At 36.3% G+C, this 21,930-nt stretch carries 33 protein-coding genes; 31 read left to right on the top strand and 2 right to left on the bottom strand.

The window, feature by feature from the left end:
• Positions 1–11: 11 nt before the first annotated feature.
• Positions 12–731 carry a hypothetical protein gene (locus WAA15_RS23680; protein ID WP_337045334.1) on the top strand — a complete coding sequence of 240 codons (720 nt, stop codon included), beginning with the start codon at positions 12–14 and terminating at the stop codon, positions 729–731.
• A 57-nt stretch (positions 732–788) separates the two neighbouring features.
• Positions 789–1,088: a hypothetical protein gene (locus tag WAA15_RS23675; protein WP_337045333.1), complete on the top strand. Its 300-nt coding sequence runs from the start codon at positions 789–791 to the stop codon at positions 1,086–1,088.
• A 197-nt stretch (positions 1,089–1,285) separates the two neighbouring features.
• On the opposite strand, the gene WAA15_RS23670 is transcribed toward WAA15_RS23675, so the two are convergent.
• A complete protein-coding gene (locus WAA15_RS23670; protein ID WP_337045332.1) occupies positions 1,286–2,488 on the bottom strand; it encodes a tyrosine-type recombinase/integrase in 1,203 nt (400 codons plus the stop codon).
• A 295-nt stretch (positions 2,489–2,783) separates the two neighbouring features.
• Positions 2,784–3,173, bottom strand: a complete 390-nt coding sequence (locus WAA15_RS23665; protein WP_337045331.1) for a hypothetical protein — start codon at positions 3,171–3,173, stop codon at positions 2,784–2,786.
• Positions 3,174–3,394: 221 nt separating this feature from the next.
• Here WAA15_RS23665 and WAA15_RS23660 point away from each other — a divergent pair, with 221 nt between their 5' ends.
• The 29 genes from WAA15_RS23660 to WAA15_RS23520 all read left to right on the top strand — a co-directional run bounded on the left by WAA15_RS23660 (position 3,395) and on the right by WAA15_RS23520 (position 21,883).
• Complete coding sequence (locus WAA15_RS23660) at positions 3,395–3,619, top strand: hypothetical protein (protein ID WP_337045330.1); 225 nt, start codon at positions 3,395–3,397, stop codon at positions 3,617–3,619.
• A gap of 6 nt (positions 3,620–3,625) precedes the next feature.
• Complete coding sequence (locus WAA15_RS23655; RefSeq protein ID WP_337045329.1) at positions 3,626–3,988, top strand: hypothetical protein; 363 nt, start codon at positions 3,626–3,628, stop codon at positions 3,986–3,988.
• Between the two features lie 345 nt (positions 3,989–4,333).
• The gene (locus WAA15_RS23650; protein WP_337045328.1) at positions 4,334–4,603 is read left to right on the top strand and encodes a hypothetical protein; all 270 of its coding nucleotides are present in this window, start codon (positions 4,334–4,336) and stop codon (positions 4,601–4,603) included.
• 2 nt (positions 4,604–4,605) lie between these two features.
• Positions 4,606–5,364, top strand: a complete 759-nt coding sequence (locus tag WAA15_RS23645) for a 3'-5' exonuclease (RefSeq protein WP_337045327.1) — start codon at positions 4,606–4,608, stop codon at positions 5,362–5,364.
• A gap of 6 nt (positions 5,365–5,370) precedes the next feature.
• Complete coding sequence (locus WAA15_RS23640) at positions 5,371–5,691, top strand: hypothetical protein (RefSeq protein WP_337045326.1); 321 nt, start codon at positions 5,371–5,373, stop codon at positions 5,689–5,691.
• Between the two features lie 144 nt (positions 5,692–5,835).
• Complete coding sequence (locus WAA15_RS23635) at positions 5,836–6,090, top strand: hypothetical protein (protein ID WP_337045325.1); 255 nt, start codon at positions 5,836–5,838, stop codon at positions 6,088–6,090.
• Between the two features lie 8 nt (positions 6,091–6,098).
• On the top strand, positions 6,099–6,419 hold the full coding sequence (locus WAA15_RS23630) for a hypothetical protein (RefSeq protein WP_337045324.1): 321 nt from the start codon (positions 6,099–6,101) through the stop codon (positions 6,417–6,419).
• A gap of 10 nt (positions 6,420–6,429) precedes the next feature.
• On the top strand, positions 6,430–7,632 hold the full coding sequence (locus tag WAA15_RS23625) for a phosphoadenosine phosphosulfate reductase domain-containing protein (protein ID WP_337045323.1): 1,203 nt from the start codon (positions 6,430–6,432) through the stop codon (positions 7,630–7,632).
• Positions 7,633–7,847: 215 nt separating this feature from the next.
• Positions 7,848–9,365 (top strand): hypothetical protein, encoded by a 1,518-nt coding sequence (locus WAA15_RS23620; RefSeq protein WP_337045322.1) that lies wholly within the window; start codon positions 7,848–7,850, stop codon positions 9,363–9,365.
• A complete protein-coding gene (locus WAA15_RS23615) occupies positions 9,349–9,588 on the top strand; it encodes a hypothetical protein (protein WP_337045321.1) in 240 nt (79 codons plus the stop codon). Before WAA15_RS23620 ends, WAA15_RS23615 begins: the two co-directional genes overlap by 17 nt.
• Positions 9,588–10,280 (top strand): hypothetical protein, encoded by a 693-nt coding sequence (locus WAA15_RS23610; protein WP_337045320.1) that lies wholly within the window; start codon positions 9,588–9,590, stop codon positions 10,278–10,280. Before WAA15_RS23615 ends, WAA15_RS23610 begins: the two co-directional genes overlap by 1 nt.
• A gap of 143 nt (positions 10,281–10,423) precedes the next feature.
• Positions 10,424–11,272, top strand: coding sequence for a DNA cytosine methyltransferase (locus WAA15_RS23605; protein WP_337045319.1), 849 nt, complete (start codon positions 10,424–10,426; stop codon positions 11,270–11,272).
• Between the two features lie 86 nt (positions 11,273–11,358).
• On the top strand, positions 11,359–11,637 hold the full coding sequence (locus WAA15_RS23600) for a DUF3850 domain-containing protein (protein WP_337045318.1): 279 nt from the start codon (positions 11,359–11,361) through the stop codon (positions 11,635–11,637).
• Between the two features lie 9 nt (positions 11,638–11,646).
• Positions 11,647–11,832 carry a hypothetical protein gene (locus tag WAA15_RS23595; RefSeq protein WP_337045317.1) on the top strand — a complete coding sequence of 62 codons (186 nt, stop codon included), beginning with the start codon at positions 11,647–11,649 and terminating at the stop codon, positions 11,830–11,832.
• 125 nt (positions 11,833–11,957) lie between these two features.
• Entirely contained in the window at positions 11,958–12,512 is a 555-nt protein-coding gene (locus tag WAA15_RS23590; protein ID WP_337045316.1) for a hypothetical protein, read from the top strand.
• Positions 12,481–12,951, top strand: a complete 471-nt coding sequence (locus WAA15_RS23585; protein ID WP_337045315.1) for a hypothetical protein — start codon at positions 12,481–12,483, stop codon at positions 12,949–12,951. The genes WAA15_RS23590 and WAA15_RS23585 overlap by 32 nt, the downstream gene beginning before the upstream one ends.
• Entirely contained in the window at positions 12,948–13,757 is an 810-nt protein-coding gene (locus WAA15_RS23580) for a hypothetical protein (RefSeq protein WP_337045314.1), read from the top strand. The genes WAA15_RS23585 and WAA15_RS23580 overlap by 4 nt, the downstream gene beginning before the upstream one ends.
• A gap of 49 nt (positions 13,758–13,806) precedes the next feature.
• On the top strand, positions 13,807–14,556 hold the full coding sequence (locus WAA15_RS23575) for an ATP-binding protein (protein WP_337045313.1): 750 nt from the start codon (positions 13,807–13,809) through the stop codon (positions 14,554–14,556).
• Between the two features lie 5 nt (positions 14,557–14,561).
• On the top strand, positions 14,562–15,188 hold the full coding sequence (locus tag WAA15_RS23570) for a hypothetical protein (RefSeq protein ID WP_337045312.1): 627 nt from the start codon (positions 14,562–14,564) through the stop codon (positions 15,186–15,188).
• Positions 15,185–15,760, top strand: coding sequence for a M23 family metallopeptidase (locus WAA15_RS23565; protein ID WP_337045311.1), 576 nt, complete (start codon positions 15,185–15,187; stop codon positions 15,758–15,760). The genes WAA15_RS23570 and WAA15_RS23565 overlap by 4 nt, the downstream gene beginning before the upstream one ends.
• 360 nt (positions 15,761–16,120) lie before the next feature.
• A complete protein-coding gene (locus WAA15_RS23560; RefSeq protein ID WP_337045310.1) occupies positions 16,121–16,768 on the top strand; it encodes a hypothetical protein in 648 nt (215 codons plus the stop codon).
• Positions 16,769–16,842: 74 nt separating this feature from the next.
• Positions 16,843–17,355, top strand: a complete 513-nt coding sequence (locus tag WAA15_RS23555) for a hypothetical protein (protein ID WP_337045309.1) — start codon at positions 16,843–16,845, stop codon at positions 17,353–17,355.
• Complete coding sequence (locus tag WAA15_RS23550) at positions 17,352–17,537, top strand: hypothetical protein (RefSeq protein ID WP_337045308.1); 186 nt, start codon at positions 17,352–17,354, stop codon at positions 17,535–17,537. Before WAA15_RS23555 ends, WAA15_RS23550 begins: the two co-directional genes overlap by 4 nt.
• A gap of 90 nt (positions 17,538–17,627) precedes the next feature.
• Complete coding sequence (locus WAA15_RS23545) at positions 17,628–18,164, top strand: hypothetical protein (RefSeq protein WP_337045307.1); 537 nt, start codon at positions 17,628–17,630, stop codon at positions 18,162–18,164.
• Between the two features lie 2 nt (positions 18,165–18,166).
• Complete coding sequence (locus WAA15_RS23540; RefSeq protein WP_337045306.1) at positions 18,167–18,427, top strand: hypothetical protein; 261 nt, start codon at positions 18,167–18,169, stop codon at positions 18,425–18,427.
• Positions 18,428–18,436: 9 nt separating this feature from the next.
• On the top strand, positions 18,437–18,904 hold the full coding sequence (locus WAA15_RS23535; protein WP_337045305.1) for a hypothetical protein: 468 nt from the start codon (positions 18,437–18,439) through the stop codon (positions 18,902–18,904).
• A 10-nt stretch (positions 18,905–18,914) separates the two neighbouring features.
• Positions 18,915–21,359, top strand: a complete 2,445-nt coding sequence (locus tag WAA15_RS23530; protein WP_337045304.1) for a hypothetical protein — start codon at positions 18,915–18,917, stop codon at positions 21,357–21,359.
• A 1-nt stretch (position 21,360) separates the two neighbouring features.
• Complete coding sequence (locus WAA15_RS23525; RefSeq protein ID WP_337045303.1) at positions 21,361–21,570, top strand: hypothetical protein; 210 nt, start codon at positions 21,361–21,363, stop codon at positions 21,568–21,570.
• Between the two features lie 13 nt (positions 21,571–21,583).
• Positions 21,584–21,883: a hypothetical protein gene (locus WAA15_RS23520; protein WP_337045302.1), complete on the top strand. Its 300-nt coding sequence runs from the start codon at positions 21,584–21,586 to the stop codon at positions 21,881–21,883.
• Positions 21,884–21,930 lie beyond the last annotated feature (47 nt).

Here is a 21,930-nt window from a genome sequence, read left to right as displayed (position 1 = left end):
ACCATAAACAGATGAAAAATTACTTAAAACAATACGAGTCGATTAACCTTGCGGCTTTACCGGACGACATTTCACAGGAGTTCACAGGGATTTACGAAAACACTAACGGGTTTACAGCCCATGTGGAGTTGGAGGCGCAGAACTTTGAGGACTTGATGGAGATAGTTAAAACGGCTTTTCCTGAGGCTATTCAACAGAAGCCGAGTGGGAAGGTTGGGCAGTATGAGAAGCAGGCAAGCAGGTTGAAAACAGCCAAGACAAAGCGCAAGACCAGAACGACCCAACAGGCACAGAAACGTCAGGAAAATAAGAAAACTAAAGCTGCAAGCCCAAGTAAAGCAGCCCCCACAAAGCCCAAAGCTACTACTACCAAAGCCAAAACTAAAGTCACAAAGCAGCAGGATAAATACAAGCAGAAGCTCGAGACCTTACAGGAGCAGCGCGAGTACTGGTTTAGCAAAGTAGCCGGACAGGAAGAAAATCTGGAGAAGGTATTAAAGCTACTCAGACCTACCAACAAGGGTTTAGGCATGAGCAGGGTTCAGGTACAGATAAAGAGACTGGAGGCAGACATATCGGTTTTGAAGAAAGTCTTTAGCCGCAATAGCCGGATAGAAAATGCGATTCTGGAGAAAGCAAGAAAAGCACTTGACCCGATGGGTGTGAAGTCGTTGAAGAAAGCCATTGAGAAGGCACAGAAGCTCTACGAGAAAGAGCAGGCGATGGACTAAAAGTTCATCGACCATAGATAGAGCTAACTATTAGCAGCCACATTTAAAACTAATCTCATGAGCGTTTTTGATAATTTAAAGAAAATCAGTCAGCTATTTGGAGGTCTCAACAAGGAAATGGCTAGGAACATTGCCAAACAAGCTGCACGGTTTGCTATCAGGAAAGTAGCAGAACAGCATTCGGGCAAACAATACAGAGGTCAGTTAATCAATACCGATGGCGTTGTAGAATGTGAAGTGATTATTATACCCAAGTCAGATTATTACATCGCAGGGATGGGGGAAATAATCAAGGACAGGCTTGAGCTGAGTGTCGGGAAAGCGAAACTCGATATTGAGTTGCTACCTGAAGCATAATATAGGATTGACTTTTTCAGCTTCGCATCATAACACAGTGGTGCGAAGTTTTTTTGTGTCCAGTATAGGCGAGTAAGTGTAAAACTCAGGATAGCAAATAATGTGGATTGAGATTGCTATAATCCTGTTCTTTTTTTAATCAACAGCGTCCGTATCACAATACTTATAATGAAGTTGTGTTAAAAGTGTGTATTATTTTATTTTCTGTTAGATAAATGTTTGGTATGCCTTAGGGTGGTATCCCTAGTGACTTTGACATAATGCTTCTCAGTCATGATAACAGTTGTATGACCAAGAATTTTTTCAGAAACTATTTTTAGAGGGACATCATTGTTGAGGTAATAGGTGGCCCCTGACTTACGTATTTGTTTTAAACCTATTTTTTGCCAGTCTTTAAAACCCACCCTGCTACAAAGATTTCTGTACACCTCAAGGACAGTTTTGGCAGGATACCGAGGTAGAGTAGGGTAGGTATCCAGAATTTCTTGTAGAATATTATTGATTCTGATACTGCATAGCTGAGCGTTAGCGGATTTACGTTGCTTAAACCTGATTTTTTCAATTACTTTTTCACCCTCAACCTCTTTGACGTGTTTGAGGGCATCAAATTCAAAGTAGTCGCAGTGGTCAAATACAGTGTAGAACATAAAGGTGGTGATTTTAGAAATATGCTTTTCAGTCTCAGTCAGAGAATCGAGGTTGTAAATCTTCAATTGTAGTGCTTCAGGGATAATGGTTTTGTTGATAGGATTGGCCTTCACTTTTACTTTAATCCCATTAAGTGGATTCTTATCGATGAGTTCTTCCTGAAAGGCATATTCTAGTGCAGCATTCATATACTGTAAGTAACGCTTGGCCGTACCGTCACTAAGCCCTAAAGAGGTGGTCATGAATTTAAAAAACTTATGTCCAAACTGGAGTGAAACTTCTTCAATCTCTATATCAACCTTATGAAATGTTTTCAGAAACAAGGTTAATTTCTTTTTGGCATTGTCATACTTGTTGAGCGTTTTAGGTTCCAGATTCTGCTGGGAGATAACATTCTTCAGATAGTTATCGAAAACTTCGTGTAGGGTGTAAGAGGTTTTTTCTTTTCTCCAGACCTTGATGAAATTCTTTTTAAGGATGGCAGCAGTAATGGGCTTATGCTCATTTTTAAGAATCAGGAAACAATCATTGACGATAGCCTTAATTTCCAACAGGATATTATTATTGGAAATGGCTAAATCATTGAGCGGTTCAAATTGTTGTTTTTTTTGATTCCACTTGAGATTATTTGTGGCTCGAATCTGTGTCGAGAATCTGGGAGAGATTTTGCCATAGATAGAGATATGGCACTGTACAATAGGGCTTTTGCCTTTTTCTTTTCTTACTCTAAAACGAACAGAAGGTACACTCATTTTTTTTCATTGATTAAAACGTGTTTTGATGGTGAATAAATTTATTTTAACACGTTGCAATAAGGGGCTAATTTTTAATTGGCGGGGGGTCAAATATGGAATAATTATTTTTCGGTCACTTTTGATGTTTTTCCACTGCAGAAGTACTGGGAAAGGGGTAAAAACAAAAAAAGCAAGAATAATTTCTTGCTTTTCAAGCCATTTTGATGGAAGATTTTTAACTTACGAGCCCCCAGCCGGGAACTGACAAAACCGCAAAATAACATTTGTACAACGTGAAATGCGCTCGCATTTCTTAGGGGTGGGTTATTTTATGACCGAAATTAGTTAAAAAAAAATGGTCATAAGTTGGAATTAACACACCCAAATTAAAATTTGATAATTCTACTTTTATACCATTCTCATTTAGTACTCGCCAAAGTTGATTTGTAGTTTCAAGAAGCTGGAAGTATTTAGATTTATAGTCATCTTGATTGCTTGATATTTTGTTTGTTATTTCACTTGCATCTACTTTAAGTATTTTTGCAAATTGTTCTAAAGTTTGCTGGTTCCAAAAAGGGCGTTTTAGATGATATTCAAGTCCTTGTCTTGACATTTCAGCAGCATTTGCTAAGTCAGATTTGTTGAAACCTTTCATTTTGGCTATTTCAATAACTGCTTTCCCATGATGAATTTTTGTTTCCATTGATTGCATGATTTTAGTTTAAAAAAAAGTATTACAAGTATTTTGCAAAATACTTGTCATTTTACTTGCTTTTGAAATGTTTTTATATTTACATTTGTGCTTCAAATCGCTTTACATGAGCGAAATAACGCAAAAAGTTTAGTAACTCAATCAATTAGGCTGTTTTTTTTCAAGCGTTAACAATCATTTAACAAATTTTCTAATCTCTTAAATCTAAAACTATGTCAACATTTATTCATGAAAGTGAAGTTAAGCAAATTCATAATAAAATTAGTGAGGTGCTTATTGAGCATCAAATCAACGATTTTATTCTGATAGGAACCAAAGAGTCGGTTATATTTCAAGCTGGACAGTTTGAAGATTACAGTATACTAAACGGTATTGCCGCAGGTATAAGCTCAATACTAAGCGATCGTTCTTTAACCCTTCCAAGTGACCTAACTTAAAAAAATATGATAAAATCAAGACCACAATTAAACGGTTATGGTGATTCAGAAGGATTACCAATAATAATTTTCAATGAAATTGGGCAGCGTTATAACAAAGCCACCGCAGCAGAGAAAGAACTATTCTTCCAAATCGCACAAGCAAAAGCTCTACAATTAGGAAGTGAGCAAAACAATTTTGCACAAATGTTTCGGCAGCATCATTCAAAATGCCCCATTGCAAATGTTAGAACATACTTCCTGCATGCTGCACACGAAGTGTGGGGGATGGACTTTGACCTGACAGTAAAAGCACGTTCAAAAACAGGAAAAACATTTTATTGTGAAGTTGATGGAAATCAAGTTGCCATAACTGTTGAACCTGTATGAAAGCCTTTCTCGTACTAGCCCTCACACTTCCAATTTTGCTTGCTATATCAATAACCGTGATACTATTCACAATTATTGACCCTGTATTTATAAGGTTTGAACTAAATCATTTTTTGTATGGAAGACCACCCAGACCTTAAGAGGTTTTTCGCTGATATTGAATATTACATCTGGTACTATATAACTATATGCCAGAAGCATGAATCAGATGAAAACTTGCCTTTTTAAGCATCGCATGACACTAACAAATATATGAGTTCTCCTTTCGACATAATTCTTCATCCAAAACAGTGTGTAAAAATGATTTTTTTGCCTAATCTAAACATAGCTACGTGTAAGCTCATCTTGAAAAACAAAGTTAAAGTTTTAAAGAAAGGGACTGCAGAATATGCAGAAATACTTGATTTAGCAAATGCTGTTCACGCACTTGAAAAGTCACAGAGGTATATTGATTTATGGAGACAATCAATTGTTGATTCTCTCAATGGCGCAGAAAACATGAAAGCGATAGATTCTAATGCAAAATCTGTAATTCTATCATTGCTTGCCAATGAAATGAATCAGATAAACACCAAAATTGAAAATGAATTTACGAAACATAAATCTAACGCGTAGATATGATACTTCACCGACCAATAGTTTTTTTCGATTGTGAAACCACGGGAGTAGATAAGGACAATGACCGTATTATAGAGTTAGCTCTGTGCAAACTCTATCCAGATTGGAGCAGGGAGGTAAAAACTAGAAGATTAAACCCACAGATTCCAATTCCTGAAAAATCAACGGAAGTACATGGCATTACGGATGAAGACGTAAAAGACTGCCCAACTTTTAAGCAAGTGTCTAAAGCAGTGTATGCTTTTTTCGATGGTTGTGATTTAGGAGGGTTCAATTCTAATGCTTTTGATATTCCTGTACTATTCAATGAGTTTGCTCGGTGTGGGATAAACTTTCCCTACAAAAACAGACGGTTTATTGATGCTGGGAATATCTTCAAAATAAAAGAACCACGTACCTTATCGGCAGCCGTAAAATTCTATACTGGAAAAATATTAGAAAATGCACATAACGCAGAGGCAGATATATTGGCAACGGTTGATGTTTTTGAGGCTCAATTACAAAGGTATGATGACATTCCTCATGACGTTGATGAGTTACATCTATTCTGCAACTATGGTAAGCCTGTTTTAGACTTATCCGGCAAATTTTCTACTGACAATAACGGACAAATAATAATTAATTTCAGCAAGTCGCATAAAGGCAAACTTGCACATGAAAATTTAGACTTTCTTGCATGGATGCTCACTGTTGATTTTCCGCAAGATTCTAAAGAAATCGCAGCAAATATCCTAAAACAGTATAATTACCAATATTAAATGAGCATGACCCAAAACACTGAACTAACCGTAATTGACGAAGTTCACAAGGCTTTGAAAAGCCGGAAAAGTGAAGATTTGATAAGTGCTACCAATCTGTTAAAAGTGAAATGCCATCAATCAAAAACACATTTTTTAGAATTTCTTTTTGACAAGGTTTTTCCTGCTTATAAGGGCTTAGAAACAGTTTTAACTGATTTTAAATGCCCCTATTGTATTGGGGAAAATACATCTTTCAAAGGGTTTGTGGGCCTAAAGACACATATAAGCCGAGTGCATAAAGACAAGTTTTCTGAATGGAAAGAAACAGTTAAACAGCCTTATTAACAATGTGCAACTGTCTATGTAATTTTCAAACCTTCGGAAATTACACAATCTGTCATACCTGTGGTTTCAAAGACAAAACGGTAGTATTTCAGGTAACTTTTGAAGAAAATGACTGGAATTTACCCGAAAACGAAAATTGTAAGAATGAACAATACAGACCTTTTCGGCAATCAAATACTACTGAAAAATCAGAGAGTTAAAGGCCAACGAATTAACCCTATGATTACTTATTATGGTGCTGGTAGTCCAGATATAAAATGTGGTGGCTGTGCCTTTCATTATTTTAAAACTTTGGCTAATAAATATCCCAAATGCTCAAAACGCAAATGCACTTCATCACCATCAACAGACCATAGTTCACAATTTCCAGTATGCTCACTTTATGAGCCTAAAAACTAAACAACCCGATGAACGCAAGAATAAAACAACTCTGGATTGATGCCCTTAGAAGTGGCGAATACGAACAAACTATTAATTTGTTTAGGCTTAAACCTATTGATGGTAGTAAAATATGCTATTGTGCTACAGGTGTATTAATGAATCTCTATGAAAAGGAAGTAGGAGAGATTAAGAATTGGAATACGGTACCATTAGAGTTAATTGAATGGGCTGAATTACCTCTTATCGCAGAAATTAAACACGGTGATTTAGGTGATATTATCGAACTAAATGATGAAAAGCAAAAGTCATTTGCCGAAATAGCTGATTTTATTGAAGAATTTTTTTAATGTCTTAAAAATGAGAACACAATTAACTTTTTGGGATTCTGAAAGAATAGATTTGGATGAATGTATTGCACTTACTATTCAGTCTTTTAACGCTTATGCTAAAATGTATAAGCATTGGGTAATTGCTTGGTCAGGAGGCAAGGACTCTACTACTTTATTGACTCTAACAATTGCACTTATAGAGTCTGGGCAAATACCCAAACCCGAAACTTTGACCGTTCTTTATGCTGATACGCGTATGGAGCTTACACCTTTACAATATTCAGCGTTTGCTATCATTGAGCAGTTAAAACAAAGGGGAATAGATGTCCGAATAGTTACTGCTCAAATGGATAAGCGGTTCTTAGTATACATTTTAGGTCGTGGCGTACCTCCTCCAAATAATCAAACACTTAGATGGTGTACAAGACAAATTAAGCTACTACCTATGCAAGAAGCTATTGATGAGCTATATCGAGAACTTGGTGAAAGACTTTTAATTCTTACAGGAGTAAGACAAGGTGAATCCGCGATTCGTGATGGCAGAATTGCTATGAGTTGCGGTAAGAATGGTGCTGAATGTGGACAAGGATGGTTTCAGAATGACATTTCTGATACAGTAGGTGCAAAGCTAGCACCATTGCTACACTGGAGAGTTTGTACTGTATGGGACTGGTTAAAAATATTTGCTCCACGAAAAGAGCATGGTTCATGGCAAACGAAATTATTGGCCGATGCGTATGGAGGTGATGAGGCAGAGGAGGTAAATGCCAGAACAGGGTGCATAGGCTGCCCGTTGGCTTCAAATGATAAAGCTTTGGATGTAATTATTGAAATGCCTCAGTGGAGTTATCTGGCACCACTAAAAAGACTCCGCCCTATATATAACCAAATGCGTTTACCTAATTATAGATTGAGGCAGCAAGCAGGCAAAAAATTAGCATCAGGAAATTTAGCAAAGAATCAGAACCGATTAGGGCCTTTGACAATTAAAGCACGTCGAGTGTTTTTAGCTAAAATATTAGACATTCAATTGGAGGTTAATCAAATAGCACAAATACAAGGTATGCCTTTGGTTGATATTCTAAATAATGAAGAAGTTGAGCGTATTAACGAATTAATTACCAAAAAACAATTTCCGAATGGGTGGCGAGGTAATGAGCCTTTAGGCAGTGAACCTTATGAACAAGTTTTTAGTGATGGTAGTAAACAGCCCTCATTATTTGGGAATTAACTTTAAAGAAATGTTACAATTTGAAGCCTACGGAATGAAAAGAAACATCAAGTGGGCAGGAAACTACAAATTAAGCCTTTGGCTTGTCTAACGCTCGGTTTTACCTTTTTTTCTCTTTTACACTAACTCGGAGACTCCACAACGTCGTAAATGGTGTCAATGCCGGCAATCACGCTAAATGTGGAGTTGTATGCAGCTTAATTAAAATTTCGATTATGAGCCAAATTGATATTTTCAGTAGAGTAACGCCAAAAAAGGCAGCAGTAAAGAAAAATAAAAATAATTTCCCAAAATGGGAAATTAAAGAAGATAATGTTGATACTACACGTATTCTGGCAAAAATAACAACTACTGCAACTATCAAACCTCATGTGATTGTAGTTAGTAGCAAATTTGGTAAAGCTACTACTTCTGATAATTACGATGAAAATGGGAATTATATACAGTCGGAAAATTCATTAAAGAATTTGCTTCAGGAAAGCGACCGGAACGGAATCTATAATGGTTATCTGTCACCCAACACAAAAAGAGAAATAAAAAAACGCTTAGATAATTGGCTTACAAGTATAGCCGAAAACGTAGAATTTAAGTATTTGCCAAAAGAGATGAACCGTGCTCAGGTATATCCTACGTTTGTAACGCTTACCCTCCCGTCTAAACAAATGCACAAGGACCAGACTTTAAAAGACAGATGTTTTCTGCCTTTTGTAGAATGGTTAACTAATGCTTCTCAGGAAACCGACCGAAAAGGCAACCCTAAAGGCTGTGGTGTGGAATGTTACTTCTGGCGTGCAGAAACGCAAAAAAATGGAAACTTACACTTTCATCTTATCATTGATAGGTTCGTATATTGGGACAGATTGCGTAGAAAATGGAATCAGTATATTGAACGTCTGGGCTATGTAACCAGATACAAAAACAAGATGCAGGCTATCTACGAAAATGGTTTTGTAGTTAACCCTAAGCAGCAAAAGTTTGAGGTAAAAAGGCTTAGAAAAATAGCTGATAGGTTCAACGAAACTAAAAAATTGCCAAAACGGGCTAATGTAAATCTCATGAATGAGATGAAAGAAGCCCAACGACTTAACAAAAATATTTCAGAAGAAACCCTCTATTCAGTTGCCGCAAAAATACAGGAAGATGCGTATTTTAATGGCATGTACGATGAATGGAGTAATCCCAACACGACTGATATTAAGAAGGTCGATAATATTGAGTCTTTGGCCTCTTATGTGTGTAAGTACATCGCCAAAGATGTAGAAACCGCTCCCATTGCTGCTAATCAAACAATTGAGGAAATAAGCGGAAAGAAATTCCTCCTCACTACTACTCAGGAAGATGGTTTCACTTTTACCTATAAAGAAGAATACAAACCTGTTTTCCTCGTCCGCAAAGTTCGTGGGAGAATTTGGGGATGCGCAGATAAACTCAGGTCAAAAGAAGTAGAATACCCAAAATATGAACTTTTAGAGGAGGTGAGAGTAATGGATAGTGACCCTAAAGCAGTAAAAAGGTTCTATAACCGAACTATTGAACAGAACTACACTGCTACACAATGTGTAGATGTTGTGAAAAGTCATACCGAACAGGTGCGAGAATATAAGGTGAATGACTTTTGTGTAACTTATTCAAGTAAACAGAAAATAAAGACTTTGCTCACTAAAAACATACAGGAAGATTACACAATTCACTATCAAAACCTTTTTAGAAGTCTGTATGGTAAAAGCACCTGAACCTTTAAAACGGTTCGGTAGCTGGAAAATTTTCTCTGGTGGGGATATGGAAAATACAGAGCTAGGATATGAGATTACAGCAGACCGCCTGAACGAGTCAGACTGGTGGGTTTCATTCCTTACCGAGCCGAAATTTGACTGGAATACCTTTATTCATGCGTATTTCTATGCCTGTAAAGAGGCGAAAGTAGATATTCTTCATATTAAAATGAATTTCTTGTAATGCAAAAACCATTTAATACATATTTTGGAGGGAAAGGCTCAAACGGTACTTATCAGACAATAATTAATTTTATTCGCCCTCATCAACGTTTTATTGAGGTATTCGCTGGAAATGCTACTATTAGCCGAAAGATGAAAAAGGCACAAGAAAATATTCTGATAGATATCAATCCAGATGTATGTAGAAGATTATCAGATTGTTTGGAAGGTTATAAAGTTCTCAATCAATCAGGAATTACTTTTCTTATGAATGATGTTAATACCAACAAACTAAAAACAACTTATTTCCTTGACCCTCCTTATCCTTTAGAAACGAGAAAGAGCACAAAAAGATATGACTATGAGCTTTCCAATGAAGAGCATGAGCATTTATTAAAAATAGCTTTACAGTTAAAAGGAGATGTTCTTATTTCTACTTACCCAAACGATATGTATAAGAAAGTACTGAGTGGATGGTATCTACACCAATACAAAAGTACTACAAGAGGAGGACAAGCTATTGAGTGGCTATTTATGAATTATGAGCCACAAGAAATTTCACAATTACATGATTATTCATATCTAGGAGGCGGGCACAGGCAGCGGCAATTATACCGAAAAAAAATGAAGCGTTGGTTAGATAACTTTAGTGAGTTACCTCAACTATTTCAGAATCAATTGATTGAAGAATTACTCAAGCAACGCCATTTATAGCGTTAAAGCCGGATAGGAAAATATAAAGAAATAATAACTGCAGTAACGCCAAATCTAGTGTGCATCGATGCAAAGTGTGAATGAGCTCAGACAAATAATAATATGATATTCACGAAGATATCATAACGCTAAATATAGTGTGTATGGCCAATAAATTTTATTTCATAATGATTCAAGAAAGTAACATAAAAATATTAGAGATAATAAATTCTTTTAACCAATTAGTTCTAAGTTTATTCCCTAACATTGGTATGCTAGATTCTGGTTTTGTGCGGAATGGATTTACAGTAGTAACGGCACCTGATAAAATCGTAAATGGTGAAATTAGAGATTTTAAAGGAATGCTTGGGAAATTTGATGGAATAATCGGAGGCTCTCCCTGTCAGGACTTTAGTGGTTTAAATAGGAATCCAAGTACACGTAGTCAAGAACTACTCGACGAATTTTGTCGAATAGTTCGCGAGTGTCAACCACAATGGTTTCTTCTAGAAAATGTAGTACGTGTACCAGATGTGAAAATTGACGGGTATTATATACAAAGATTTAATCTATCACCAACAGATTTAGGCTTTCCCCAATCAAGAAATAGAACTTTTCAATTTGGGTCAAAAGATGGCCGTATAATAGAACTCCCTGAGCCAGTGAAGTATACAGGGGAAATTGAAAAATGCGTTACTGCCAGCGAAGGAAGTAAAACTGACAGAAGGTCTTATGAAGATTTTTGTAAGCTACAAGGCTTTACAGAAGTACCTAGACTTGAGAGCTTTACTAAATCAGCAAAGTACAGAGCAGTAGGGAACGGCGTGCATTTAGAGGTTTCGTATGTGATAGCACGTTATTTGAAAAAAGCTATATTATCACAGGAACCAAGCACGATTTTTAACACAAGAACTTGTGCTTGTGGGTGTGGTAGAATTATGACTGGGCGTAAACTCAGTTACTCGGATGCCTGCCGGAAAAGAGTTCAATTGAAAAAGTACCGAAATATTTAAATAAAATGTGAATGACCCGGTATTATTAAATAGGGCCTTTTCACAATGTGAAACAACTGGTAACATTTATAAATTAATTTTCACAAATGAATCATAAATTAAAAACATGGCCCGAATACTTTCAGAAAGTCTGGACAGGTGAAAAAACTTTTGAGGTACGCCTGAATGACAGAAACTTTCAGATTGGTGATAAACTTTGGCTACAGGAATATGATAACCAAAAGCATGAATTTACCGGAAAGTATATCAAAACGACCGTAACCTATGTCCTTGATTTGTCGGTTATCTTAGGTTTTCCTACTAATTATTGTGTATTAGGAATTTCAGTCGAGTTAGCTGGATTCGATTTTGCTAAAACTTTGTAATAACTTGATATGGCGACAAATATCCAAAATATCCCCAGTAATAGAGACGAATTTTGTGCTAGATACAAATGCTCAAAAACCACTTTTAGAAAATGGATTACGGTTTATGAGTTAGAGAAAGTCGTACCTAATATTAAAAAAATAAAAGTTTTTACCCGTAATCAAAGTGAAAAGATAATTGCCATTTTAGGGTAAAATACAGAATTGCTAAGTTTCTTTTAAAAACAGTATATAACGCATAATATCCGAATCTAACACAAATTTGCACACGATTCTTAAGACAATGTAATTTTATCAAAAGTCTTAAAAAAACACGAATCGTGAGCCAATCTTCTACCTCAATCAAGGAAATCGCAGACAATATCGGTAAAGTCCTCCAACAGGTAACCATTACCGATGCCGCTAACGATAAAATCGGCGGTGTTTCCATCACATCCAAGCATAAAACCCTCATTGCGGCATTGTTTGTATCACTCAGAAATGATGAAAATCCCATAACTGAGCCGTTAATTCTTCGTAAAATTCTTGAAGCAATTGCAAATGGTGCGCTTGTACCTGCAAATGCTCAGCCCGTATTCAACTCATTACCTTACACAACAAATCTTTCTCAATCAATTGACTTTTCAAAGTATGTATTGAAGTCTGATTATGATGAACTACGTGCTGCGTATGATGCAATATATGATGATGCTGGGTCAGACAAAATCGTGATTCTCTCTCAGGAAGAATACGATGGATTAGGTATAACTGATGAGCAAATCGTACAATTCGTTGACATTGCTCAGGAGTACGAAAGAGAAGAAGCTATTGCAATTATCAACCAGATTTTAAACGCCGAAGACGATGAAAACGACGACACACCTAGCGGTTATTGAAATTACAGAATCGGGAGGAATCGTTGTCTTGGAATCTGAAGAAAAATCGTTGGAAGAAATTGCAGGATTCTATAAGTATCATGAAGCGATTGAGGCTGAATTAGACCGGATGCAGAAAGAGAACGAATTTCTGCGAAATTCCTTAGAATCTGGCACAATTCGCAATGAACAAATGCTGACAAATCTATTACAGATTTTTACGGCCATCGGGGTTTACGATTTTCAAAAAAATACCCTCAACCTCGAACCGATTTTGAAGCCCTATTTTGAAAAGATGCTCGCAGACAATCTTAAGAATGAAAAAAGGAAAGGGCGGCTACTCAGAAAATGGGAATTGATAAAGTATAAAGCCGGGGTAGATACAAAAGCTACCCTTTTCGGGGCAGGATTTAAAGTCATAAAGTTTGTGCTGAATAAAATTACACTTAAGAAATCATGAAGTTTTTTAATAAAATTCTCAATAAAGTTACAGAGTCAGCCACAGATAAAGCTACTGATGCGGCTGCCAATCTGGTCAACAAAGGCATTGATCAGGCGGCAGCTAATGCTGCACAAAGGTTAGGCTTACAATTTGGGAAACCTGCCCCTTATAATGCAAATCAGCAGGTAATAGATAATTACCGGAATCAACGTCCTGTAGAATATCAGGAACCAGTCCAACAGCAAATCTCTCAGCCGCAAAATCATCATAGTGGTAGCGACATGAATGTCGCAAGCAATCCCAATCAGCATTTTAACCAAAATTCCTACTTTAATCCCTTTATCAATGCTAACTTCTCTCAGGTTCAATTAGGCTTTGATACTCCGGTTATCAATAAGCTGGATGAGGTTCAGGTATTACGACTGGCTAAATATAAAACTCAGATGTTCTTTCAGATTAACAATATCGGTAAGAATGCTATCCGGTTTTTGGGTCAGAAATTCTTTAGCCATAATCTCGACCAAAGCAGGCAGATTGTAGCAGAGTTTGAGGCAGGAAATATAGACGATGTTAAGCCTTACAAAAAAGCAAAATACAAAATCGAAAAAGTGGCTCAGTTGGAGAACATGAAGGATGATGCCGAACAGGAAAAACTATTCCGTGATTTTGTGGCCGATGTGATTCTGGACGAACTGAAACAGAAGAATGAAAGAGGAGAGTTACAAATGCCTACCATGATGGACATTGCCCTACAACAATTCGGGTTCCATGCGTGGACGGTATTCTCTCCCGACCTGACTTTAGAATCATATTTAGGCGTATAGTTGTGAATAATCGATAATTATTAAAACATAAATTCTCACAGTTGATAAAATGCAAAAAATCAGGTTATCGGATACGGAATTAGTAAAGGGTTCAAACACTGGAATTTATGGAGCAATGAAAGTGGGAAAAAGCCATTTAACCAAAATATTGGCCCTTAACTATTATCTGCAAGGTAAACCTGTATTTATTCTCGACCATAATTTCAATGATGATACTTATGGTGATTTTTGGGGGATTCAACCGGAGATTATTTCCCTTGAACAATTTACCAGCATCAATTGGGCCTTCAAAAGTAGGGAATTGGTGGTAAGGGTTCAGAGAGATAACCCAATGGCCGATTTTGATTTCAATGCTTTTTTCGCTTATGCTGGAGCTATGAAATACAATGTTTTCATCCTCGACGATTTGGGGGATATTTTCGGTAATCAGGCTACAACGGCTATAAAGAATTTTCCGGCAACCACCGTAAATAATTACAATGAGGTTTTTTATCAGTTTCATAATCTGTTTCAGGCACACCCATTTTTAAGGGGCAAACTACAAAACATCGTCCTGAAATCTTTACCCATTGATTCCACAATACCCGAAGATTTTCTGACACCTTCGAAAATTATCCGTGCCTGTTTAAGAGAAATAGAGGCCGAAAACAAACCCCTCCCTTTCAAAAAGAAATTTGCGTGGCGTTACTTGCATGCAGACGACCAATTAATTACCATGCCAGAAAAACTAAAAATTGACGGGTCACCTGAAAAATATGTAACCTATTTACAAAGCGAGTATTTCGAAAATAAACTATAAATTCTATGAACCAATACCAACAAATTCCACAAACCCCGAACGACACACAGTTGTTCCAGATGTGGCAGGCACAAGAGTTTCAGAAATGGAAACTAGCCCGTTACCCGTACCGTAACCAGTTAGGCGAAGAAAAAGAAGGCTTTAACTGGAAATGGGTCATTGCCATTATGCTGATGGTAGTGGTCGGAGTTGTCAGCTTCCTTCTATTTAAAAACCGTGGAAAATTAGCGAAACCAGTATTTCAGAAAAAGGCCATTGAAACCGAAGAAACTGAGGTTGAACAGCCGATTCAAAAAAAACTTGCTTCTGTAAAAAACAGTAAAAAGTTTACACCAAAGCAATTTACAAGAATTGAAGACCAGCATAAGGATTTTAGAGATAGGGCTTTAGCTGATTTACAAGTAGGTAAACAAACTGTGGAAGAATTTAAGGCTTGGATGGTGGCTGAGCAGAATTTTGAGAAAATTAATGAAGATTTTTATCAGAATGACAGATTAGGCGTTGAGGTAATATTGATGAAACAAGGCATAAATATCCATGCACGGTCAGCAGAAAACCCTAAGTTTTGCCCCTATACTGAAGTAGAATCACTGGCCTTTCGGGAAACTTTCTTGAACTTGATTGAAGCATGAAAAAGAAAACAATTCTTTTAGGAACTGCCGCCATTGCTGCCGCTGCCGGATTAGCGGCAGCAATGACAATGAAAAAAAGTATTGTTTCACCCTTAAAAATACGGGTTGATAGTGCTGGTAATGGAAACTTTGGTTCAAGCCGAAACCCTCCATATAACAAGCATTATGGTATTGACCTAGTTGTTACAGAAGGACAAAAAGTATATGCTCCTATGGGTGGATCTATCAATATCATAGAAAATGCACTTTCAGATAAAAAAGGATATAAGGGCGTTAGAATTTTTGCCGAGAATAACTTACAAATTGATATTTTATATATCAGTCCAATTGTGGCTAATGATATGATAGTAAAAAAAGGGCAGTTGATTGGCTACGCCCAAAATATTACTAAGGCATACAATCAAAGTATGCTAAATCATATTCATGTAGAACACTATGACCGTTATAAAAGTCTTTTTGTGAATCCAACGCCATACTACTTCGACTCTTATGTTACAGCTTCATTAAATGAGAGTGTAATAGAAATATCAACAGAAGAATATCAAGAATACGTAGCTTATCAATTTACCTAAAATGACAACTTCTCTATATAATTCTGATACAGGTAACTTCCGCATCTGCACAATAAAGGAAATTAGGGCAGTGTACTTCTCTGGAATGTCTCAACACACTTTTCTAAAATTATTTAGCCATCAGCACAAAGAAGACCTGTCTAAAATTGGATTTACGTCTTTCAAAGGATATCAAAATCCACAAGTTGTCCATTACATTGTGGAACAGGTTGGAAAATTTAAAATAATGGGAAATAATAGGGAATGTTAGGAAATGAAAGGAAAGAAAGCGAAGTGGAAGAGGAAGAATGAAAGTTTTTATTTTAGAAGAGTTTAATTTGATTTTTCAATTGCCAAAAATAAAATTAAACTACTATAAAAATGGCTAAAAGTTTAAGCGTTTCAAAACAAATTCTTATTGCAAATTATAAATCAGATGTCAATTCATCAAGTGGAATTGAAGCTGGTTACATGATTACTCCATTGACAGATGGAACGGCTGGATTAAAAATATATGCTCGCATTCGGCCAGATGTAAATAGAGTAGACTTGCTCCCCAAAACGGCTCTTACACTAAGAGGAGTAACAGAAACAGCCGCACAAGACAAATACATGGCAGACTTAGCCGCATTGAAAACATTCTTCGGTTTAACAAATGCTGGCGACACAGCAACGGGAATTGGTATGCCATGGATTGAGTTAGATTCCGCAGGTGTATTTTGGAACACGCAAAAATCTAGTTTTCCTGAAAATGCTGTATTTTCTACAACAGCAACAGCGGGTGTAACAACCGACAGTACAAATACTCACAAATACTTGAATTACTTCGACCCAAAAACCGGAGATTTTGGAGCAATTCCCGTAAAAACAACCGCCGAAGGGCCTACGACAGATACGGCAACTTTTTGGCAAAAATACAAAAAATGGTTCATCGGGTTAGGTATCGCTATCGGAGTAGGTGGATTAGTTGCACTAATGTGGCCCAAGAAAGTGAAAAAAGTTTTTCCAAAACTTTCTAAAAAAAAGTAAGTAAGTAAAACAATGTTATTGTCATAAAATGGCGTAGTGTGAAGCTCATGCTACGCCATTTTTCTAAGAAAGCAATGGAAAATAATAAAAATCCTAATTCTAATACAATTGATAGCTTAGGAACTTCTGTTTCAAAAGCTGTTAATTCTTTTAGGATACAAAAAGAACTGAAACTATGGCTTATACTAGCAGCAATAGGCAGCATAGCTGTCTATTTTGTCGTAAAAGCAATAAAAAAATCAGCCCTTGATAATATCCCTCTGCCAGAGCTACCTAATGATGGAACTCCTATCGCTGATGAAGAAACTTACAAACAAGAGGCTGAAATTATAGCGAAATCTGTAAGGGATGTAACAGAAGGTTGGTTTACTCTTGCTTCAACGAAAGAGACGGTTTTCCGTAAACTATATGAAAAGTCAGACCGTGATTTGGTATATGTATACAGAGTTTATTCTCAACTCTACTACAAAAAAAATCAAGAAACGATGACTCAAGCTATCGACTCTGAAAGCAACTATATACCAGAATGGCAAGGTGGTGTGAAAAATAAATTAGTTAACAGATTAACCCTATTAGGTGCAAAATGAGTGAAATAGATAAAATTTATGAGATAGTTCAGGATAGTAAGAATGGTAAATTAAAACTTCCCGAAATTATTATATCTCTTTCTAACGAGACAATAGGACTAATTGTAGCTGGTGTTGGGGCCTTATTTGGCTTAATGTTTCTAGGAGTATACTTATTATTAAAAGCAACATTTAAGAAATGAAACGTCTCGGAAATGTAACGGTTATCATAAGTCTAATAGCCTCAGTAATGAGCATCGCATGGATAACTTATAACTGGAATAAAGAAGTAAATGGAAAGAATCAAGTTGATACCTAGAAAAAAAAGAACTATTGCTTGCGCAATAGTCATATTTATTTGGGTATTAATTTCTCAAATACCTCCTAAAAAAGACCCTGATCAAAAGTCTTTCTTAGGACAAATGGATAAGCCACGTGGCGTACGAAATAATAACCCTGGCAATCTCAGGTATTCACCTGTAAATCTATGGAAAGGAAAAGTTCCTTTCACACAGAATACAGATGGTAGTTTCGAGCAATTTATAGAATGGCGTTATGGTGTTCGGGCTCTTTTAATACTATTGAAAAAATTTATTTTTCAATATGGAACTATCGAAAAGATAATTAGCAGATATGCTCCAGACAATGAAAATGAAACGGAAAGATACATCAGAGCCGTAGCAGCCGAAACAGGTTTTCCACGTAATCAGGCACTAAGTAGTACAAAAGAAACGCTCCGCAAATTATCCATTGCTATCACTCGTCAGGAAGTAGGAAATGGGTATGAATTATCAAATGAAGATTTTCTCAACGCTTATAAAATTATGTAATCATGTCAACTAAAGAGTTTAATAACAACAAAATTGCCTTAAGAAAGGCAGTTCGCCAAACAAAAGAACAATTGAAAGGTGTGGCTAAAAAAAAGACAGTGACAACCTATCCAAAAGGCGTATGGAAAAAGACGTTAAAGGAAAATTTTGAGGAAAATCTATCGAAGCTAAATAGAAAGCCAGCAGTGAAGAAAAGTACTCGTAAGCTAAAACCTTCTACAAAAAAAATAACAGTTAAAAGAGCAAAAATAAAAAAAAGGTAATCCAGTAGAATGGCCTTAATTGGATTTGAACACGCAATAGCTGAAAAGAACTTGCTTAGGAAAGCTCTATTAAGTTTTGGTAATCGTAATGAAATTATTCATTGCGAGATAATTTTACCTAATAGAAACTTAAGATTAAGTTCATGGCATGACAATGGCGTAGAAGCTAGGCAATTATCAGATATTTCTTTAAATCAATATTTACTTTTTGATTTAGGCCAGAATAATGATGCACTAATAATTGCCTTCTTTGAGTCTCACAAAGGTAAAAAGTACGATAAAGTTTCTTTGTTTACTGACCTTATTCTTGGGCTTAATCTTAAAAATAACGACAAATTCTTTTGCAGTGAAATCTGTTATAGGCTTTTAAAAGATGAATTAATGTTGTCTTTACCTGATAAAGTCGCATCACAAGTTAGCCCGCAAGAATTATACGAAATGATTCTATTATTAAATATTCCTCAGGTATATGTTTAAAAAAAACACAATGCTCAATCTATTCTATACCGTATTAGGTGTTTTCTCAACAATTGTGGTGATTCGATATGTGTTGAAATCGTTAAAAAGTAGTAAGCAATCTGAAAATAAAACAGGTGCCGATACACTAATAACTGGAAGTACAGGTAGTGCTGTTTCTGCTATAAATACATCTTTGATTACCTTTACTTTTAAAGATGCGTACCTACAATCAGGTAATTATAATTTGTACGCTGACGTACAAGACACCTACAACAAAAATGCCTCCGGCTCTGGATTTACAAACAGAGATAAAGCTGTATATGCGAATGGACAACCTCAAAATGGCGTAGTGTTATTTTTGGATGCAAACGGAACTACAAAACTTGCTGACGGATTCTACTATTATGGTAATAAAGCTATATCTGTCAATGCGGGTATTATGACATTTATAGAACAATCTAGCAGGTCGGCTTATCAGATAAAAGATGCGTACTTACAATCAGGTAATTATAATCTGTACGCTGATGTACAAGATGCCTACAACAAAAATGCCTCCGGATCTGGATTTACAAACAGAAATAAAACCATTTATGCGAATGGTACCCTTCAAAATGGTGTAGTGTTATATTTGGATGCGAACGGAACTACAAAACTTGCTGACGGAATCTATTACTATGCACCAGCTGCCCTTAACGTTACAAATGGTATAATGACTTTTGTTGTTGAGCAAGTAAACACAGCTTTTACGACTTTTGAGTCAACAGAATTACCTAATTATATATCAGGTATTTCTGATGTAGGAGCTAAAAATACACTAGGATTTGAAATATTTCCTAATACAAATGGGCAACCTTCATCAACTTTTTATCCGAAATTTATTTGGGGTGATGGAGTTGAATTCTTAAACCACAGTGGCGATAACTCTCCTATCGCCCTTGCAAAAGGATTGGCTACTGGGTTCGACAATGGGGCCCTTAATTCTTCAATAGGAGTGCCGAGCCACCATAGATATAAATGGACTTTATATGGTGACTATCAAATGTGGAATTTAAGTCATGAACAATTACAAATACGTGGTGCACAAGAGTGGCAAGCAATTAAGAGTCAAAGTAGGGATTCTAATAAGAATAATATTCAACATCGGTTTACAATGTTGGATATAGAGGAAGGCGTATCTGACATGACCAAAATAAATTCCTTCTTAAAAGGAATGTATGAGGCCGCAAAAATAGATGATCCTCAACACATGATAATCTACTATGGCTATAAACCGAATGGCGGATTTACGTTTTGGCACAATGGTTATTCCTATGATGGGGATGATGTTCCAGTAAAGGAAAAATTTTTCCCATTCGCTAAACATTCTTACAATGTTGGGACAGCACAACAAACGAGTGGCATAATACAGCCATATTTTTCAGGTAAAACAGACCTCATGTATAATATACTTGTCAATTATGCAAAAGTGAACTTGCCTCTCACTTCTACAATGTATAAGAAAAGTGGAGGGAACTATATCATTGACGAATATGGTGACAGAGTATTGAGAGATGATTTCTTTGAGGAAGTAATTAGAGGAGAAACAATTAGATGGGCAGGGCCGGGCAATCTATCAGAGATAACTATACAAGAACAAAACAATTATGGCATCTGGCGTTTAATGCCTGAGTTATATTTTGGTATACATCAGTTTGCAGGGTATTACTCAGAAATATATTATCGCTTAAAAATGTTAGCTGGTCTTATAGGATTAGGCGATGATTTTCAAGATGTACACTCGCATCCAAACGCGTATGGTACAATAGGTATACTTCGACATGACCTAGAAGCTAATCCTTTTACGAACCTATATCGTCCAATCGATAGAGTTACCTCTGAATGGTATGCGACTCTTGTATATACCCTCCTAAATAACTTATCAATTTGGACGGGATTTACTGGCGGAAACGTCGGACTTTCAAAAGATGGTGCGTACTTAGGAGGTAACTATATTGAGGGGCTACATAAAACCGTAAATGAAGGTCAGCCGTTTTCTACGAATTATTTTGGAGATGGAAACCAAAAGAATCAAGGGCACTTGGGTAATTATCGCCAGTGGGCTGCCAAAATGTATCAGATGCAGGCCGAGAATCGGGTATATGGCTTATGGCAAAAAACAGATAAAATATGCGCTTTCTGTGACCCTGAGCAAATTCATTCTGGACAAGCACCATTCTTTGGCCGTTTAAACGGAAATGTTTTGAAAATTCAAGGTATTGAAGCTCGCCTTGAGTTAGGTGAGAGCTTTAATGTGAAAATTAAAAACACAAAAAATGGGATAGAGTTTTTGAAAACTGTTAACTCAAAACAGGTACTAAATGAAACAATCATTTTACCAGCCGGACAGTACAACGCTCAGGATGTATATATAGAATATACAAATCCTGTAAAAGGTGGGTTGAAAAAAGTAAATGGAATTGCACAAACTATTTAATATGACAGTTCACGATAACAATAGCTTTCAAATTCCATTCGTAGGTGGATTGATTGCGGCATTAATTGAGCCATTGAAACACCTTTTAGCTGAACCAACAACTATCATGACTTATGACATTTTCAGAACAATAGTTCTGGGATTCCTAGGGGCAATAGCTTCTGGGATTGGTACCCTTCTTTGGAATAAATTGAAAAAGAGATTTAAATAATTTTTAAAATAATATGGAAATATTAGACCCTGACTTTATAGGGAAATCTGTTCTGGCATTGCTGGGTATACTAATTAGCTATATGGAGCAATTGAGTAATGGGAAGAAAACAGGTATAAAATACCTGTTTAAAAATGAATACCCTAGTATTCTATTGACAGTAATTGTGACTTTAATAGCAGTATATCTAAGGGATGACATAAAAGAAATTTTTGTCATCACAAATATTGGTGCAGTCACTTTAGGCTACACTGGTAGTAGTTTTTTCCTATCTGTTTTAAAATCAAAATCACCTAAAAATGAAAATATCTGACAATGGTCTCAGGATGCTGAAAGCATTTGAATCGTTCAGCAGCAAAC

It is taken from the genome of Emticicia sp. 17c, from assembly GCF_037153985.1.
In the GTDB taxonomy this organism is placed as follows: domain Bacteria; phylum Bacteroidota; class Bacteroidia; order Cytophagales; family Spirosomataceae; genus Emticicia.
This window is presented reverse-complemented; position numbering and strand designations above follow the sequence as displayed.